This is a genomic window from Dyadobacter sp. CY347 (assembly GCF_021502655.1).
In the GTDB taxonomy this organism is placed as follows: domain Bacteria; phylum Bacteroidota; class Bacteroidia; order Cytophagales; family Spirosomataceae; genus Dyadobacter.
On record NZ_JAKFFT010000007.1, the window covers coordinates 437,931 to 455,793 of the forward strand.

Below are 17,863 nucleotides of genomic sequence, written 5' to 3' on the forward strand. Positions count from 1 at the left end.
TTTATTGTACAAAATAAAGGGATTTGGGTGTTTTCTAAGGAAATTTTAAGTTCTTGGAAAAATACAATAGCAAACGTTAGGAACATTCGATTTAATCCTGCTACATTTGTATCGAACCTTAATTACACCCAAGAAATGAAAAAAATATTTGCACTTGCGTTCGTTGCCGGGATGGTAACTTTCGCTGCTTGTACTAGCAAACCAGCTGACGAATCTGCTGATACTACTGCTGTAACTGTTGAAACTCCTGCTGTTGATACTGCAATGGTTGATACAATGGCTACTGATACAGCTGCTGCTGATTCAGTTAAGTAATTAGACGTACAAGTCGAAATTCGTGAAAAGCGCTATGAAAATAGCGCTTTTCTTTTTTTATTTAAGGAATGAAAAACATATCCTTCGGCCTCCATGTTCCACAGGCGGCAATCGCATATTGCGAGGAGTTACACCAAGAATACAAGTTTGATTTCTTCCTTTCGCGTCCGCGACGCACCAGACTGGGCGACTTTACCGTCCGTCCCCGCTGCACTCCCAGAATAACGGTAAATGTTAATCTGAATCCATACAATTTTCTGATCACCTATTTACATGAAGTTGCGCATTGCGTGGTGCATTTGAATTACAAAGTGAGGCTTCGGAAGCGTGTTGCGCCGCATGGAATTGAATGGAAGCGGGAGTTTAGCAAATTATTACAACCCGTTCTCAACGAAAATCATTTTCCGGCAGATATTCTGGAAGCATTAATACGTTATGCTAAGAACCCAAAGGCGTCAACCGGCGGCGACCAGATTCTGTACAATACGATCCGGAAATACGACAGTCAGGAGCTGAACGCATCAAGGATAGCATTGTTTCAGCTTCATGAAGGAAGTAACTTCGTGTTTCAGAACAGGTTATTCGTCCGTGGGTCGCTCAGGAGGACACGTGTGCTTTGCACGGACAAAGCTTCCCAGCGTCTTTACACCATTCCAGCCCATGCATTGGTTGAAGCATGTTAATGTGCGTAATCGCTTAATCCATTCAGTGCTCTGCTGTTTGGGAATACTCATTTCATTTTCTTCCCAGGCGCAGGAAAAATCAGTTCTTTCCAGTGGCAACTGGTTCAAACTGGCTGTTACTGAGACGGGCGTTCATCGCATAAATCCTTCCTTTTTCAAAAAGCTGGGGGTTAGTGCTTCCGAGATCGATCCCAGACAGGTTCAGATTTACACCCAGCGAGCGGGTATGCTGCCGCAGGCCAACAATGCATTGAAATCCAATGCATTGCAGGAAAATTCGATCTGGGTTTCGGGTGAGGACGATGGTAAATTTGATGGCAATGACGCTGTTTATTTTTATGCAGAAAGCCCGCATGAAGTTTCCTACGATTCCGTGAACGCAGCGTTAAAACATCAGATCAACACATACACAGATTCCAGTTATTATTTCCTGACTTACGGAAAGCAAAATGGATTAAGGGTGAAGCCATTGGTAACAATAGCTTCTGCAAATGGGAAAATTGTAAATCAGTTTGATGATTATTGGTTTCATGAAACAGAGCAATATAATTTGCTGAAATCAGGCAGGGAATGGTGGGGCGAATATTTGAATAATGCTGCCCTTACGCTCACAGCAAACATTCCCGGCATTGTTCCGGCCTCAGAAATAAAGCTTCGCACGTCCGCAATAGGCGCCGCCCAGATCGCCACCAAATTCCTATGGCAGTTGAACGGAAGGCAAGTAGGGGAGTCGCCTATCGGAACCGTTAGCACAGGAACTTACGACATCAAAGCATTGCGATCCGATGCAACATTTACCTTAAAAGCCGAAAATTCACCAGCCGATGCGCTAACCATTGCCGTTACCTGCGATCGAAACGGACAGAATTCTGCACAGGGATATTTAAATTATGTGGCTTTGCAAGTGAAGCGAAAATTGAGCCGGTACGACAATCAGCAGGTTTACAGATTTTTGCCAGAACCTTCCGACACGGTTACCTATGAATTCGGTAATGCGAATTCCGAATGGCAGCTTTGGAATGTGAGTAATGCCCAGGTTCCTTCTGTCGTCAATCAGAATATCCAGAATAACACTTCATCATTTACAACAAGAGGCGGGAAAACTGGCCGGCAATATATAGGATTTACTTCAAGCCAGGCGATTGAGCCGGTTTTGGCAAAAAGAATTGATCCGCAAAACATTATTGGCAATGCTACGCCGGATTTTTTGATCATAACACCTCCTGCTTTCAGGCAGGCGGCGGAAAGATTGGCTGCATTCCGGGAAAGCAATGACAAACTGGAAACGCTGGTGGTCTCAACGGAGGAAATTTACAATGAATTCGGTGGTGGAAAACCTGATTTGACAGCGATCAGGGACTTTGCGAAATACCTTAATGATCAGGAACCCGGGAAGTTGAAATATCTCCTTTTGTTCGGCGATGCAACTTTTGATTACAAAAATCTTTTAAAAAACCAATCAGCGTCACAACAGGGACTTTGGGTGCCGGTTTATGAAAGCAGGGAGTCGTTAAACCCTGTTTACACATATTCCTCGGATGACTATTTTGGTTTCATGAAGGATAATGAGGGTTTATGGCAGGAATCTGCTTCGGGTGATCATACTGTTGACATTGGCATAGGGCGGCTGCCGGCCAAAACATTGTCTGAGGCAGAGCTCATTGTGGATAAATTGATCCGGTATGGTCCTTCCGGGCGTGGTTTTGGAAACTGGCGGAACGAGGTCCAGTTTGTAGCAGACGATGGCGACGGTAACATTCACCAGCGTCACGCGGACGAGCTGGCTACCCTGCTGGAAAATGATTTTATGCCTTCAAGGATTTTTATTGATGCATTTCCACAAAACACGGGTGCGGAAGGGCAAAAGGCGCCGGCTGTAAATCAGGTGATTAACAAAAAGATCAACCAGGGGACATTAATCCTGAATTACACAGGTCACGGAGGCGTGAGCGGCTGGGCGGAGGAACAAGTGCTGACATTGGCAGATATGCAGTCGGCGCGCGGGATGGATAATCTGCCTTTGCTGTTTACCGCCACGTGCGATTTTGGCCGTTACGATGATCCTGGCTTGGTTTCGGGTGCAGAATTAATGGTTTTGAGTCCGAGAGGCGCGGCCATTGGCGCAATCAGCACAACCCGGCCGGTTTATTCCAGCACAAATTTTACACTTAGCAAAGCATTTTACGAAGCTTTGGTTAATAAAGATCCGAACCAAAGACTAGGCGATCTTTTCAAAGAAACTAAAAATAAAGCGCTGGTAGGCAGTCTGAACCGGAATTTCACTTTGCTTGCAGACCCGTCGATGAAACTCGCAAGAGCGCAAAAAAGCATTCAATGGGCCGAAAAGCCGGATACATTGCGCGCATTGCAAAAAGTAAGGCTGAAAGGGCAGATTATTGATGCCGTTACAACATTGAAAGACAGTAAGTTCGAGGGCATTGCGCGGATTGTTTTGTACGATAAGCAAACCACATTCAAAACGCTGGGTAATGAAGGCAGATCTGAAACTTATTCAGAGTTTCGCAGCAAATTGTTCGATGGAAGTGTAAAGGTGATAGGAGGGGAATTTATTTGTGAGTTTGTAATGCCAAAGGATATCGATTACCGCATGGGAATAGGAAGGGCAAACGTCTATGCTGTTCAGTCAGACAGTCTTGGGGACGCCAGCGCGCAGCTGAGTGTAACCATCGGCGGCAGCGCAAGCCCCGGAAATGACAATACGCCGCCGCAACTTACAGCTTACGTGAACGACCAGTCGTTCAAGGACGGCGATGTTATCGAGCCGTCAGGAACATTATATATTTCAGCAAGCGACGAGAATGGGATCAGCATTTCTAATGCAGGCATCGGGCATGACATTACGATGGCGATTAATGATACAACGTCCATTATACTTAATGAATATTACACAGCGGATATCGGTGATTACCGCAAAGGTGTCATCAAGTATCCGTTTGAAAATTTACCAACCGGTAAATATGTAATTCGAGTAAAAGTCTGGGATACGTATACTAACTTTTCCGAAATTGCGTTCGGTTTTCAAGTAGGTGCATTCAAGGGCATCAAACTCAACACGCTGAAAGTATATCCAAACCCATTCGATAAAGATCTGTCATTTGAGCTGACACATAACAGGGCAAATGACGATATCGAAATAGTTTTTAATGTATTATTAAACAATGGGCAGTCTCTGGGGCATTTCCGCAGACAATATTTCAACATCGAGTCAACCGTCAAGGAAACTTTCGACGCCACTCAGACAGGATATTGGATACCGAAGCTTACTTCACTTATTTACCAGTTAAGCATCAGGTCGTTAAAGGATAATTCCAGGGATCAGCGATCAGGAAAGTTGGTCCGTTCTCCATAGATTAATAAAACTTATCATTTTTTTAGTAATAACTATCTTTCATTGTATTTTTGACCCTTTAAAGAAGCTGATTCAAAGCACTTCCTATCGCAAATCCAATTTCTATGAGACTATTTTTTGTTAGTTTATCTTCTCTCTTTATTCTATCAACGGGTGCAATTTTGGCCCAAACCACACCATCAAGCACACAAAGGATTCCTCATTCCCCGCTTTCATTTTTAACATTTGCCCCTGACGCCAGAAGCGCTGCCATGGGAGAAGCAGGGGTTGCACTTAGTCCCGATGCCAATGCCACATACTGGAATGCTGCCAAGTTGCCTTACAACACAAAGGACATAGGAGTTTCTGCTTCATATACACCGTGGCTGAGAAACCTTGTTGACGATATGTGGCTGGGTTACCTGACGGGATATAAGAAATTGGGTGACAAACAGGCGGTTGCACTATCCGTTAACTATTTCAACAATGGTGAACTGGATCTGAGAACTTCTACAGGTGCTCAAAACGGATATTTCACTTCCAGGGAACTTGCGATCAGCGGAACTTACGCACGTCAGTTAGGCAAAAACTTCTCATTGGGTTTAACATTGAAATACATTTCCTCAAACCTTGCAGGAAAAGCAGTTATCGATCAGATTTCACTGAATCCGGCTCGTGTAGCAGCGGGTGATATCAGCGCATACTATCGCAAGCAAATCAGAAATGAAGAAACTGGTGGCGAATTTACCTGGTCACTTGGCGCCGTGCTTTCTAACCTGGGCGGTAAGGTTAATTATGGTGCAGGAACTGATACTGAGAACTTTATCCCAACAAATCTTAAACTGGGTGGTGGAATTTCATTCACTGGAGACGGACGTAACCGTTTTAACTTCGTGGTTGACGCCAGAAAACTAATGGTGCCAACTCCGGACGGAACCAACATTAATTCCCGCCCGCTTCTTAATGGAGTATTCGGATCATTCTCTGATGCCCCGGACGGATTTAAAGAGGAATTGCAGGAAGTCGGATTGGCAGTTGGTGCTGAATATTGGTACAACAACATCTTCGCACTTCGCGCCGGTTACAACTCGGAACATAAGAACAAAGGCGACCTGAAATATTTCACAGCAGGCGCAGGAGCTCATTTCATGGACAGATATTCTGTTGATTTTGCCTATTTATTCCCGGTAACACAAGGAAGCCCATTGGCACAAACACTTAGAATTACACTTTCTCTTGGCCTGAACAAGTCGGAGAAACTGGATGTAAGCGATACAGAGAACTAACAGAATCCGGAAATTTACTTTTTTCAGAACGAATGGCGTAATTGTAACGTCATTCGTTTTTTATTACTCAACCATTCCACATGACCATTGACCGTACTATCGCCCCCGAATTCAGAGTTATAAATGCTGTAAACCTACCAGATCCGCAAACATATACCCTTGATAATGGGACTTCCCTGCATGTAATCAACATTGGAGACCAGCCGGTGATCAGGCTTGAAGTGATTTTTGAAGCGGGGAATTGGTATGAAAATGAAATTGGCGCTGCTTTTTTTGCGATCAAAATGCTTTCCGAAGGAACGCGTTCGAAAGCTTCTGCGGAAATCAGCGAGGCTTTTGACCGGATCGGCGCATTTACCGAAATGACGCATACTGCCGACCGTATAGGAATCGTCGTTTATGCACTTTCGCGGTTTTTGCCGGAGGTTTTGCCATTGGTAAGTGAGCTGATCCGCGACGCTGTTTTTCCTGAAAAGGAGTTTCAAGACCTTCGGAATATTAATATCCAAAATCTTCGGGTTAATAAAGAGAAGAATGCTTACCTGGCGACTACTGCATTTCGTGCAAAGTTGTTTGGCGGCAACCATCCTTACGGCCAGAGCCAGGAAGAGGAGAACATTGCCGCAATTTCCATTGAGGCGGTTAAAGAACATTATCAGCAATATATCAAAAACGGAAAATTTACGGTCGTTTTAGCCGGTCAGGTTGGGGTCAATGATATCAAAGTGGTGAATGAACAGCTTGGAAAAAACCAAACTGAGGCTTCGGTTCCACCGTTAAAGAATTTTGAACAATCTGTTTACGTGAATGCAGAAGTGGTTGTAGAAAGGCCGGAGAGTGTGCAATCATCAATCAGAATGGGGCGGAAACTGTTTAACCGGCATCATCCGGATTATTTCAAAATGCTGGTTACCAATGAGATATTAGGAGGTTATTTCGGATCCAGGTTAATGAAAAATATCCGGGAAGAAAAGGGGTTGACTTATGGCATTTCCTCGCATTTGGTCACCTTGCGCAAGGAAGGTTACTATATGATCGGGACGGATGTGAAAAAGGAATTTACCCAGCAAACCATCGACGAAATCAAGAAAGAGATATACAAATTGCAAACTGAACCGGTAGGCGAGGAGGAGCTGCAAACTGTGAAAAATTTCATGGCAGGGGAATTTGCCGGATCCTTGAACACTGCATTTGAAGTGGCAGATCGTCAGAAAATCTTGCTTCTGGATGGCCTGCCGACAGATTTTTTCAAACATTACATTGACCAGATCCACGCGACTACGGCGGAAGATGTGCTTGCTATGGCAAGCCAATATCTGCGGCCGGAAGATATGGTTACTGTTATTGCAGGCGGGAAATAATTAAGATTTGTCCAAGGCTTTTTTATAAGCTTTGAGGCATCGTTCCCTTGCTTCCTTATGATCCACCATCGGTTCCGGATATGCGTCAGTGCCGAATTCCGGAACCCATTTTTTAATGTACTCTCCTTTTGGATCAAACTTTTTTGCCTGCGCTTCGGGGTTAAAAATCCGGAAGTAGGGTGCCGCATCTGTTCCCGAGCCGACCGCCCATTGCCATCCACCGTTGTTAGCTGCAAGATCGTAATCCAGCAATTTTTCAGCAAAATAGGCTTCTCCCAATCGCCAGTTGAGCAGTAGATGTTTGGCCAAAAAGCTCGCAGTAACCATTCTGACGCGGTTGTGCATAAACCCAATCGCATTCATCTGCCGCATGCCTGCATCCACGAGCGGATAACCGGTTTTGCCGTCGCACCATTTCTGGAAAGCTTCTTTGTCATAACCCCAGTCAATGTCGTCATATGCAGCCCGGAATGCCTTGCCTTTCCCTACATGCGGGAAATTGAAGAGTATTTGCTGATAAAACTCCCTCCAGATCAGTTCGTTGAGATACAAATTGCTATGATCTTTCGCAAATCGGGTCAGTTCACGGATGCTTACAGTGCCGAATCTTAAATGTATGCCAATTCGGCTTGTTGCCTCCATGGCAGGGAAATCCCTTCCTTTCTCATAGTTTTCGAGCAGGTCAGCCGGGATTTTGCTGGATGGAAACTCGTTGTCTGTCGGTTGAAAGCCCATTTCTTCAAGCTTAGGAATTTCACTGCCTTTACATTTGAAAAAGTTTTTGAAATACTTTTTATTGGGGTAGGAAGATAAATAAAAGTCGTTGCATTTCTGTCTCCACATCCGGCTATAAGGCGTGAAGACAGTGTATGGCGTATTTTGACCAGTAAGGATCTCTTTCTTTTCAAAAATAACCTGATCCTTGTACGCTTTCAGCTGTGCATTTTTTGCTTGAAGAATTTTGTTGACCGCTGTGTCTCGTTCGGTGGCATAAGGCTCATAATCTGTGTTGGTAACGGCCTCAGCAATGTCATATTGTTCACTTAATTCTTTCCAGACATCGGTCGGATGACCATAAAATACCAGAATGTCAGATCCAAGTTCACGCAATTCCTTCTGCAAGTCCAAAACGGTCTGATGTATGAACATTAACCTCTTATCGTGCTTATTATCAAGGTCATCCAGGATTGTTTTGTCAAATATGAACAAAGGAACGACCGGATGCTCACCACGCAATGCATAGTATAAACCTGCATTGTCGTGCAGCCTCAGGTCACGGCGAAACCAAAATAGTGTGATCTTTTCTTTCGTTTTTAAGCTCATGATTTACAATTGCAAGAATAGTATGCCAAACGGATAAAGGCCTGGTATAAATACGGAGGAAAGAATTTTTTGGATGCCCCGGATTTGTAACAATCGTCTGTTTACTTTGTGGTCTCATTAATCCTTAATCCATGAAATTACAACTTACACTACTTTTCAGCATGATGGGCTTCATTGTTTTCGGTCAGAAAAACGCGGACAAACAGGAATGGAAGCAGCTTTTCAATGGCAAGAACCTCGACGGCTGGGACATTAAAATACGCGGTTACGAACTGAACGACAACTATCTGAACACCTTCCGCGTGGAAGATGGCAAAATGGTTGTGCGTTACGACAAGTATGACGACTTTAAGCAAAAATATGGTCACATTTTCTACAAAGGCGATTTTTCATACTATCGGATTTCGGTAGAATATCGCTTCGTAGGCGAGCAGGCCCCGAAAGGCGAAGGCTGGGCATGGCGCAACAGCGGCATCATGGTGCACGGCCAGCCCGCCGCAACAATGGGGAAAGACCAAGATTTCCCGGCCTCCATTGAAGTGCAGCTGCTCGGTGGAAATGATAAAACCCGCACGACTTGCAACCTGTGCACGCCAGGAACCAATGTGGTGATGGACGGAAAACTGATCACACAACATTGCGTGAATTCCAAGTCACAGACTTACAACGGCGATCAATGGGTGAAAGCAGAAGTGCTCGTTCTCGGCGATTCGCTGATCCAGCATTTTGCCAATGGAGAAATGGTTTTGGAATACAACAAACCGCAAATAGGCGGAGGCAATGTAAGCGGCCATGACCCCTCATTGATGATAGCCGGAAAATTACTGGATCACGGCTCCATCTCCCTCCAAAGCGAAAGCCATCCCGTGGAATTCAGGAAAGTGGAAATCCTGGATCTAAAAGGCTGCATGGACCCGAAGGCGGTTAATTATAAGTCCTACTATGTGAAGGCGGATAATAGTAAGTGTAGTTACGGGAAGAAGTAGCGGGTTGTAGTAGGGCCCAGCGGGCCGGCCGCCTGGCGACCTAGCCCTGTCAGCCTGAGCCGTTAATAGCCTTGTCAGCCTGAGCGGAGTCGAAGGCGCGTTACCAAGGAGTAGCGCGCCGTCGCCTCCGCTCAGGCTGACAGGGAGCATTAACGGCTGAACGGCTCAGAGCTTACTACAGCCTAATAATCTCAGCTCCAATAGCATTTAACCTTCCATCAATATTTTGATAGCCACGGTCAATCTGTTCGATGTTGTCGATAATGCTGACGCCTTTTGCGGATAGTGCTGCGATGAGGAGGGCTACTCCGGCGCGGATATCGGGAGAGGTCATGCGGATGCCGCGGAGTTGGGTTTCGCGGTTATGTCCTATTACGGTGGCGCGGTGCGGATCGCAGAGGATGATTTGCGCGCCCATTTCGATTAATTTATCTACAAAAAACAGACGGCTTTCAAACATTTTCTGATGGATGAGCACCGTTCCCTGCGCTTGTGTGGCTGTTACCAGGATAATGCTAAGCAAGTCCGGCGTAAATCCTGGCCAGGGAGCATCCGCAACGGACATGGTCGAGCCGTCCAGAAAGTTTTCAATGCGGTAATGTTCCTGTGCAGGGATGAAAATATCGTCTCCCTGAAACTCCATCTTGATCCCGAGCCTTTGAAAAACATCAGGGATAATGCCTAATTGTGCGATCTGACAGTCTTTGATCGTAATTTCAGATTGCGTCATGGCTGCTAACCCGATGAAGCTGCCGATTTCGATCATATCAGGAAGCATCGTATGTTCCGTTCCGTTGAGCTGGCTAACGCCTTCTACAACAAGCAGATTGGAAGCAATTCCTGAAATTTTGGCGCCCATTCTGTTCAGCATTTTACATAACTGCTGTAAGTAGGGTTCGCAGGCGGCATTGTAAATGGTGGTTGTGCCTTCCGCCATCACGGCTGCCATCAGAACATTGGCTGTTCCGGTAACAGACGCTTCGTCAAGCAGCATGTAAGCGCCTTTCAAATTAGTCGCGTCGACTTTATAAAAACCACCATCTTCTTCGTCGTAACTGAATTGCGCACCCAGTTTTTCAAAACCTAAAAAATGCGTATCCAGCCTGCGGCGGCCTATTTTATCGCCACCCGGACGGGGAATCCTACCTTTGCGGAAACGCGCGAGCATAGGGCCAAGCAACATGACCGATCCGCGTAATGCGGCTGCTTTCTGCTTGTAAGATTCCGATTCCAGGTGATCCAGATTGATATCAGTTGCTTCGAAGCGAATCGATGACTCACTCAATTTTGTCTGACGGACACCCAGGTCTGCAAGGAGATTGATAAGCTGATTTACGTCCCGGATATTAGGAATGTTATGAATTGTTACCGGTTCTTTGGTCAAAAGCACAGCGCATAGGATCTGCAATGCTTCGTTTTTTGCGCCTTGGGGAACAATAGATCCTTTAAGCCGTCTATCTCCGGTTATTTTAAATGAAGCCATATTTGAATGTGGGGCAATTGACTGGATAAAATGAAACCTGGATGTTAGATTCCAGGTTTTTTACGGTTATTCCGGTTGTTATTATTGTTGTTACCGCTGTTGTTCCGGCCCGAGAACTTGTTATTAGGCCTGTTTCGATTGTTGGAGTTGCCCTGGTTGTTGTTGCCTCCCTGTCTTTCGGAATTGCCAGACTGCGCTTTGAAACCTCCGCCGCCGTTGCCCTGATGGCTGTTTCCGCGATTGCGTTCCTGGCTGCTGTTATTGCGGTCTTTCGGTGCTGCCTCAATAGGACCGTTAGCACGGATGTAATCGATTTCTTCTTTTAAATGCCCTTTGCTGAGTTGTTCCAGCTGGCCCAATAAAACATGGTCTTCCGGATTATCCTTGTTCCAGGTATTGAAAAAGGAGCGCATCAGACGGAAAATATACGAGACAAAGGCAAGTTTATCTTCTTTACTTTCGGTGTTAATCGCTTTTTCAAGAAGCAGGTCAATGTTGCGGCCGTAATGGCGATACATTAAATTTTGCTGATTATAGCCTACCGTAAGTGGTTTTTTGCCTAATGCTTCTGGTGAAGGCGGCGGGAATGGACTGTCAACGTCCAATTCAAATCCGGAAATAATGTACAGGTCGTCCCACAGTTTATTGGTGTAATCCTGGTTATCCCTCATGTTCGGATGGATCTGACGCATGAGCTCAACCAGAATGTGCGCATAAAGGTTGCGTTTTGTCCGATCTTCCATCTTAACGATGTGATCAGCAAGTTTTTGTACGTTACTACCGTATTCTTTCAAGTGGATAAGTCATTTTTATAATCGACAAAAATAAGAAGTTTTTACGGAAAGAAAAGGATGACTGCGGTTAATGGAGCCAAATCAATTTTCCTTGCAATGCGTTTTGGGCGGCTGGCGAAATTGTTCTGTTTTCAAGATTCAATTTCAGTTTGTATATATAAACGCCGGACGGCAGGTTTTCGGGATGCCAAAACCATTCGTTTTTTCCGAAATGTGCTTCAAACGAGGTTTCCTTCACTTTTCTTCCCCACAAATCATAAACGAACAAACTCACTTTTTCGGAAGAATTCAGCCATTCAAATTCAATAAAAAACCGAAACCAGTGATTGGATGGGTTTGGCGAAACATTGATGGCCATGATATCCGGTAATGCGTTCTGCGTTTTGTCGGGCAGCAATGTTGAATCTCTTGGAAAGATACGGATCGCTGGATCACCGTGAAGCACCATTTGCTGGGCAGTGATCATGGCGGTTATGTTTTTGTGTTTGATCAAATTTCTCCGGATGGCTTCATTTTGGATAATGCCGAAAGCCTCGTTGGTGAAATTCGAATCGGCCAGGACTTCATAAAAGCTGTTAGTATATTGCTTTAAATCAGTCGATAGTCCATTGAATGTATGTGCCAGGAACAGAACAGCACCTTTGTTAGGCGTCAGGATCCAGTCGCTGCTCAGGGTTTTGGTAGAATAAAAAATACTTCCCGCGGCACAGCCATTCACAATAATCGCCGGATAACGGGGATGATTGTTGATTTGCGCTTCTGAATCGCTCGCTAATCCAATGTCAATGTCCGTCACATCCAGGCTGGAATGTCCGAATATGGTGATTAGTCCAACACCCTTGTTAACAGGAATGTGAGTTGCAATTTTTTCGACCGGTTCGGTTGTCGTCTTTGATATTGTTTCAAAATGGGCTCCTAGTGTTGAATGGTTCAGTTTTTCCTCAAATGATCTGACATAATCAGAAAAAACAGCGATCTCATCGGCGGTCCGTCCTCCGCTTAAATGAAGAATATTTTTATGCCATTTTGCCGATGGCGGCTCCGATTCTACGGCCTTAACTTTCAGTAAATAATCATAAACCTGTTGCGAGTTTAATGCATTCAGCCGTCCAATGGGCACGATAGGGTTCAACCCCGATGTGGGATCCGTCCCCATCACGAGCGCGATGTCTGACCCCGGCCAGCCAGCATTAGGGACCATATCCAATGTTCTTGCATTAACCGATTTTCGCGCAGTTTGCGGATCGACAGATCGTCCGATCAGGAATACAAATTTCAAATTTTCCGCTTCCGCCATCCATGAAATGATATTTCTTATGCCAGCCGGTCCTGGTTCGCCATAATAAAACTGATCATAAATGTCCTCGCTATGCAAAATCAATGGCTTATAACCGCCTCCTTCCTTACTAGCGCGATAGGCAGCATAGGCCGCAACGGGATCAATATTTGCAACGGGAGTCCGAACAGCCGGATGCGTAATGATCAGATAATTAAATGCTTGTGGATCAAAATCACTGAACCTGACCAGCCGCGGTTTGAGAATGTTCATCGGCTTCACCGGATTGATATTCTCACTTAAAATCCTTTGCGGATAGCGGACTTTGGCATAAGACAACGAAATAGAACCTTCATTTTCAGCCGGAACCAGGAAAAAGCCGAGCTCACTTTCACAGATTACATCCGCTGAATCTAAAAGTGCTTTTAATATTATTGATTCAAAATCGGTAAGACTAAATGATCTTATTTTCCTATTCAAACCTGATGGACCAGCCGACCAAAGGGCATAAGCATGGTTTCCGGCCGATCTTCCAATCAGAACGAGCTCAATTTCTGCATTCGAAAATTTGTCGATAACTGCATTGCTAATGTTGAATGAAAAGGAATAAGAAGCGTTATCCCTGATCTCAGGACCAGTCCAGCCTTCGCCTACGTCATACGCAGAAAGCGCCGAGCCGTCGTTGAAACCGGTTTCCGGCGGGTAAAACTTTCCAGGCGCATAGTGGGATGTGAATCGCTTTTCAACTTCTGTGAAATAATAATCAAGCGAGTCCTGTGCGGCGGGAACATTGAAATTCACCCGCTTACCAAGAACTCCGTCCGCATTGTGCGTCAGGAAATAGGCGCTGGTGTCGGAATAAAGGCTGTAATGTGAATGTGGGAATGCATTAGGGCTGATATAAAGCGCGCTATCCAAGGCGCCATCGTTCCCTTTCCCATGGAAAATGATCTCAGTTCTGTTGCTATCGTCCGCGCTTATCTGGATCGGAACTTCTTTCCCATGCCAGAACATTTGAAACGAAGCAAACTGGCCGCTATCAACAGGAAAGCCCGATTGTTGAAAGTCAGCGTTCGTGATTTTATAAAAACCATTTTCAACAACCGGAATGCGTAAATAGGTTTGTGAAACGACAATCCATTCGTTGCCAAATGGCTTTTGAGCTAAAAGTGACGCGGGCAGCACTGTCGAAAACAAGAAAATCAGCGTGTGTATAGAAAATTTGTTCATAAGAAAATTCAGATGAACAGGCTGTGTACGACCTTAACCGGTGTTTTTCCTTTCATAAACATTCATGGAAAACGAGTAGGCGTGCTGCTCGTCTTTTTCATGAAATTCAGAACTGATCAAATTCCAATCATCCTGGTTCACAACCGGAAAATATGCGTCGCCCTCAACCTGTGCGTGTACAATGGTTAGATATAATCTTTGCGCGAGCGGCAGCATTTCTAAAAAAACAGAAGCCCCGCCCAATACAAATACGGCGTCTTCGCCAGAAAGTAACGCCAATGCAGAAGAAATATCTTTGACATAGATGTTGCCCGCCTTGCTTTCCTCCGGCTGACTGGAAGATAAGATCACGTTTTTGTAAGTGGAATGCAGCGCATCTGGCGCTTCAAAGCTCTTACGGCCCGTTATGAATGCTTTCCCATCCGTGACCTTCCGAAAATGTTTCCACTCATCCGGCAAATGCCATGGTAAGCTATTGTTCTTGCCAATGACCCGGTTTTCGCTCATGGCGGCGATGATATAAAGCTGAGTTTGTGTTGCCAACGCAGTATATTTTGAAATCGGTTTTAGGAAATATATCTTAAAATAATAACGCCAGATCCACCAAATATAATTTGAGCCGGTCAGCATTCTAAATCAACCATTCATCCTAACCGACAAATCTTTTTAACATGGTACCTTGCATCACAAAGTACCTGTGTATACCTTTGTAATACCAGAAGGCAAATCCTATCTGTTAGCCATGAACTGTTACATATAATTAACACATGAAACCACATGAATATTGAAAATGCCCAAGTGCAGATGCGGAAGGGAATTTTGGAATTCTGCATCCTGCACATCATATCCAGGGGCGAAGTATACGCCTCGGATATGTTGGATGAGCTGACTTCTGCACGCATAATGGTTGTGGAAGGCACGCTTTATCCGCTTCTTACCAGGTTAAAAAATTCTGGATGGCTGGATTATAAATGGGTGGAGTCCTCCTCGGGCCCGCCAAGAAAATATTATGTTTTGACTGATGAGGGGAAAATATTCTTGGATGCAATGCAAGCCACCTGGTTTGAACTGGCGGAGTCTGTGCAGACTGTTATTCACCGCACAGAGGAATTGAGCAAAACAGCCTCTTCCAATCTTCCCGAACCTAACTGATCATATAGAGACATTCGATTTTTACAATCATGAAAAAGACAATCAGCATAAATATAGGCGGCATCATCTTCCATATTGAGGAAGACGGTTATGAAAAACTGAAAGGCTACCTTTCTTCCATCCAGAAATACTTCTCTTCTTTTGCAGATAGCAAAGAGATTTTATCTGACATTGAAGGCAGGATCGCAGAGCGGTTTTTGAACAAACAAAAAGCAGAAGCAAAGCAGGTTATTTCCCTTTCCGACGTAGACGAGCTGATCGCCGCCATGGGAACGGTTGCTGACTTTGAGGCCATTGAACAGGCAGAAGACATTCTTGCCGATCCGCTGGAATCCGCTGCTTCGAAAGGTTATGCACCCAAGGAGCCCACTAATGCTTCGTCAGCCTCTTCTTCCTCATCATCCTCTTACAGCGCGCCAAAAACTGAACCTATACCACCATTTACCGGGCCGAAAAAGCTGGTCCGCGATATGAAAAGAAAGCTTTTGGGAGGCGTTGCCGCAGGACTTGCGCATTACTTTACCATTGACCCGCTTTGGGTTAGACTTGCATTTCTGTTCATGGTGATTGGTTTACCGGCTAGTTCGGGCATGATGAACCTAAATATGGAGGATGAATTCGGGCCGCTTTCGGGCTTTATGGTGCTGGTTTACATTGCAATGTGGGTGGCGTTTCCGGGTTCTACGACATTGGAAGAAGATACAAAAATCAAAAAATTCTATCGCGATCCAGACCGCAAAGTCGTGGGTGGCGTTGCAGCCGGTGTGGCTTCTTACTTTGGGGTTGATTTGGGTGTTGTGCGGTTTCTTTGGGTTATATCGATCCTGCTTTTCGGAACCGGCGTGGTCGTTTACATTATCCTTTGGGTAATAGCACCCGTTGCAAACACGCTTACAGAAAAAATGGAAATGCAAGGTGAACCCATCACTTTATCCAACATTGAATCAAACATTAAACACGGCCTGAACTTAGAAGAAAAAACCGGCGAAGAGCATATTTTAACCAAAATTTTACTTTTCCCTTTTCGTGCAATTGCATTGGTTATCGGAGCATTAGGGAAAATGTTGAAAGGATTGGGTCCTATTATCCGCATATTAATCGGCGCATTTTTGATCGCCACTGCGGTGCTTGGTTTATTAGGTTTGGTTATTGCCGGCGGCGTGGCCTTGGGTGTGACGAGCTCTGCAGCTTTTGACAATTTGCCGCTTCCATTCCTGATTTTTCAAGAGTTGCCAAGCGTTTTGATTTTGTCGGGGATTCTTGTGTCTGCAATTCCCTTGATTACATTCCTTTTGCTGGGTCTGACCCTTATTTCGAATAAAAGAATCGTTGGAGGTTCGGTTTGGCTGACATTGCTTGGGCTTTGGATCGTTGGAATTATCGGCGCTACAATTGGTGGGATTTCATACCAAAGAAATTTTGCAAAAAGAGGCGAAGTGGTGCAATCCGTTTCATATGCCGTCCCTTCCGGGATGTTGACCCTGGATTACGACTATATCAATGACGAGGAGAATGTGGATATAGATATCCGACTGATTGGATACACATCGACTACGGACAGCATCAGATTGGATAAAACATTATATGCGAGAGGTCGCAGCCGTCAGGATGCGGAGAAGAATGCGAGTGGTTTGGTTTATGATATAGACGTGAAAGATTCAGTCTTTATTTTTAAAGAAGGCCCCATACTCGCCGCCCATGGCCCATTTCGCGATCAGAGGATCGATCTTGCTTTACACATCCCTTTTAACAAACCATTTGTGATGAAGCGCGATTTTTATTTTTCTATGAATCGCTGGGACCAGAAAAATACGGAGCGCTATGATCTTGATAACAATGACGTTGATTTCAAAACACTAACATGGGAAATGCGCCAGGATTCAGGGTTGGTTTGCGTAAATCTGCCCGCGAAATTTCTGAAAAGTGAAACAGAAGAGAATAGTGAAAACGAAGGCTATTCATTTGATTATGAGGATACCAGCGATCTCGAACTAGGCGATCGTGGTAATTACAGCAAGCAATTTCCAGTAGGGGATTTTAACAAAATCGATATAGGCGGCGCTTATTCGATCATCATCCGCCAGGGAAGCGAGTACAATGTAACCGCCGACAGCGAAGAGCCGGCAGATGTGGATGATATTAAAGTGTATGTGGAAAACGGCACCTTGCGTGTGACAAGAAATAAGGAATTCAGTCTTTTTGATTCTGAAAAATGGAAACGGATTGGATTGGTGATCACAATGCCGAAGATCGAAAATCTGTCACTTTCAGGCGCCAACAAAACATTGGTAACCGGCTTTACAGGTCTTGATAAATTATCGGTAGACATATCCGGCGCTTCGAAATCGGAAATCAATGTTGAAACGGATCAGTTGGATGTAAGCATCTCAGGCGCGTCCAAGGCAACGTTGAAAGGATCAGCCAGGTCGGTAAATCTGGATGCTTCCGGCGCTTGCAAGCTGGATGCTGTTGGAATAAACATTCAAAATGCCGATGTTGACGCTTCCGGGGCGTCTAAAATTGAGTTGGGAAGAATTCCAAGTATCAAACGCCACACGAGTGGTGCGAGCAAGATTAATGTTCAGGAATAGTTTGTGTGATGCAACTTTTTACTAGCACCGCACA

13 protein-coding genes are annotated in these 17,863 nt (G+C 44.9%); 8 read left to right on the plus strand and 5 right to left on the minus strand.

The genetic code is table 11. The features are described from left to right. Positions 1-135 precede the first annotated feature (135 nt). The 5 genes from L0659_RS17545 (at position 136) to L0659_RS17565 (ending at position 6,994) form a co-directional block, all read left to right on the plus strand. Entirely contained in the window at positions 136-315 is a 180-nt protein-coding gene (locus L0659_RS17545) for a hypothetical protein (protein ID WP_235127922.1), read from the plus strand. Between the two features lie 68 nt (positions 316-383). Then, positions 384-998 (plus strand): hypothetical protein, encoded by a 615-nt coding sequence (locus tag L0659_RS17550; RefSeq protein ID WP_235127923.1) that lies wholly within the window; start codon positions 384-386, stop codon positions 996-998. 37 nt (positions 999-1,035) lie between these two features. Beyond that, positions 1,036-4,368: a type IX secretion system sortase PorU gene (gene porU, locus L0659_RS17555; RefSeq protein ID WP_235127924.1), complete on the plus strand. Its 3,333-nt coding sequence runs from the start codon at positions 1,036-1,038 to the stop codon at positions 4,366-4,368. A 104-nt stretch (positions 4,369-4,472) separates the two neighbouring features. Beyond that, on the plus strand, positions 4,473-5,633 hold the full coding sequence (gene porV / locus L0659_RS17560) for a type IX secretion system outer membrane channel protein PorV (protein WP_235127925.1): 1,161 nt from the start codon (positions 4,473-4,475) through the stop codon (positions 5,631-5,633). Positions 5,634-5,713: 80 nt separating this feature from the next. After that, complete coding sequence (locus tag L0659_RS17565) at positions 5,714-6,994, plus strand: pitrilysin family protein (protein ID WP_235127926.1); 1,281 nt, start codon at positions 5,714-5,716, stop codon at positions 6,992-6,994. On the opposite strand, the gene L0659_RS17570 is transcribed toward L0659_RS17565, so the two are convergent. Beyond that, on the minus strand, positions 6,995-8,317 hold the full coding sequence (locus L0659_RS17570; protein WP_235127927.1) for a deoxyribodipyrimidine photo-lyase: 1,323 nt from the start codon (positions 8,315-8,317) through the stop codon (positions 6,995-6,997). It lies immediately after the preceding gene. A gap of 131 nt (positions 8,318-8,448) precedes the next feature. Between L0659_RS17570 and L0659_RS17575 the strand changes: the two genes are divergently transcribed. Next, on the plus strand, positions 8,449-9,303 hold the full coding sequence (locus L0659_RS17575) for a DUF1080 domain-containing protein (protein WP_235127928.1): 855 nt from the start codon (positions 8,449-8,451) through the stop codon (positions 9,301-9,303). A 175-nt stretch (positions 9,304-9,478) separates the two neighbouring features. On the opposite strand, the gene murA is transcribed toward L0659_RS17575, so the two are convergent. The 4 genes from murA to L0659_RS17595 all read right to left on the minus strand — a co-directional run bounded on the left by murA (position 9,479) and on the right by L0659_RS17595 (position 14,629). Further along, positions 9,479-10,786, minus strand: coding sequence for a UDP-N-acetylglucosamine 1-carboxyvinyltransferase (murA, locus tag L0659_RS17580; protein WP_235127929.1), 1,308 nt, complete (start codon positions 10,784-10,786; stop codon positions 9,479-9,481). 44 nt (positions 10,787-10,830) lie between these two features. Further along, entirely contained in the window at positions 10,831-11,529 is a 699-nt protein-coding gene (locus tag L0659_RS17585) for a DUF4290 domain-containing protein (RefSeq protein WP_235127930.1), read from the minus strand. A gap of 118 nt (positions 11,530-11,647) precedes the next feature. Further along, on the minus strand, positions 11,648-14,086 hold the full coding sequence (locus L0659_RS17590; RefSeq protein WP_235127931.1) for a C25 family cysteine peptidase: 2,439 nt from the start codon (positions 14,084-14,086) through the stop codon (positions 11,648-11,650). Between the two features lie 33 nt (positions 14,087-14,119). Continuing rightward, entirely contained in the window at positions 14,120-14,629 is a 510-nt protein-coding gene (locus L0659_RS17595) for a dihydrofolate reductase (protein WP_235127932.1), read from the minus strand. Positions 14,630-14,863: 234 nt separating this feature from the next. Here L0659_RS17595 and L0659_RS17600 point away from each other — a divergent pair, with 234 nt between their 5' ends. Continuing rightward, complete coding sequence (locus tag L0659_RS17600) at positions 14,864-15,238, plus strand: PadR family transcriptional regulator (RefSeq protein ID WP_026631159.1); 375 nt, start codon at positions 14,864-14,866, stop codon at positions 15,236-15,238. A gap of 29 nt (positions 15,239-15,267) precedes the next feature. Then, positions 15,268-17,829 carry a PspC domain-containing protein gene (locus tag L0659_RS17605; protein ID WP_235127933.1) on the plus strand — a complete coding sequence of 854 codons (2,562 nt, stop codon included), beginning with the start codon at positions 15,268-15,270 and terminating at the stop codon, positions 17,827-17,829. Positions 17,830-17,863: the final 34 nt, after the last annotated feature.

Excerpts from the sequence above, each read along its gene's own strand:
- L0659_RS17550 (WP_235127923.1), top strand. The coding sequence starts at position 384 with ATGAAAAACATATCCTTCGGCCTCCATGTTCCACAGGCGGCAATCGCA.
- L0659_RS17570 (WP_235127927.1), bottom strand. The coding sequence starts at position 8,317 with ATGAGCTTAAAAACGAAAGAAAAGATCACACTATTTTGGTTTCGCCGT.
- porV (WP_235127925.1), top strand. The coding sequence starts at position 4,473 with ATGAGACTATTTTTTGTTAGTTTATCTTCTCTCTTTATTCTATCAACG.
- L0659_RS17575 (WP_235127928.1), top strand. The coding sequence starts at position 8,449 with ATGAAATTACAACTTACACTACTTTTCAGCATGATGGGCTTCATTGTT.
- murA (WP_235127929.1), bottom strand. The coding sequence starts at position 10,786 with ATGGCTTCATTTAAAATAACCGGAGATAGACGGCTTAAAGGATCTATT.
- L0659_RS17600 (WP_026631159.1), top strand. The coding sequence starts at position 14,864 with ATGAATATTGAAAATGCCCAAGTGCAGATGCGGAAGGGAATTTTGGAA.
- L0659_RS17585 (WP_235127930.1), bottom strand. The coding sequence starts at position 11,529 with ATGGAAGATCGGACAAAACGCAACCTTTATGCGCACATTCTGGTTGAG.
- L0659_RS17590 (WP_235127931.1), bottom strand. The coding sequence starts at position 14,086 with ATGAACAAATTTTCTATACACACGCTGATTTTCTTGTTTTCGACAGTG.
- L0659_RS17565 (WP_235127926.1), top strand. The coding sequence starts at position 5,714 with ATGACCATTGACCGTACTATCGCCCCCGAATTCAGAGTTATAAATGCT.
- L0659_RS17545 (WP_235127922.1), top strand. The coding sequence starts at position 136 with ATGAAAAAAATATTTGCACTTGCGTTCGTTGCCGGGATGGTAACTTTC.
- L0659_RS17605 (WP_235127933.1), top strand. The coding sequence starts at position 15,268 with ATGAAAAAGACAATCAGCATAAATATAGGCGGCATCATCTTCCATATT.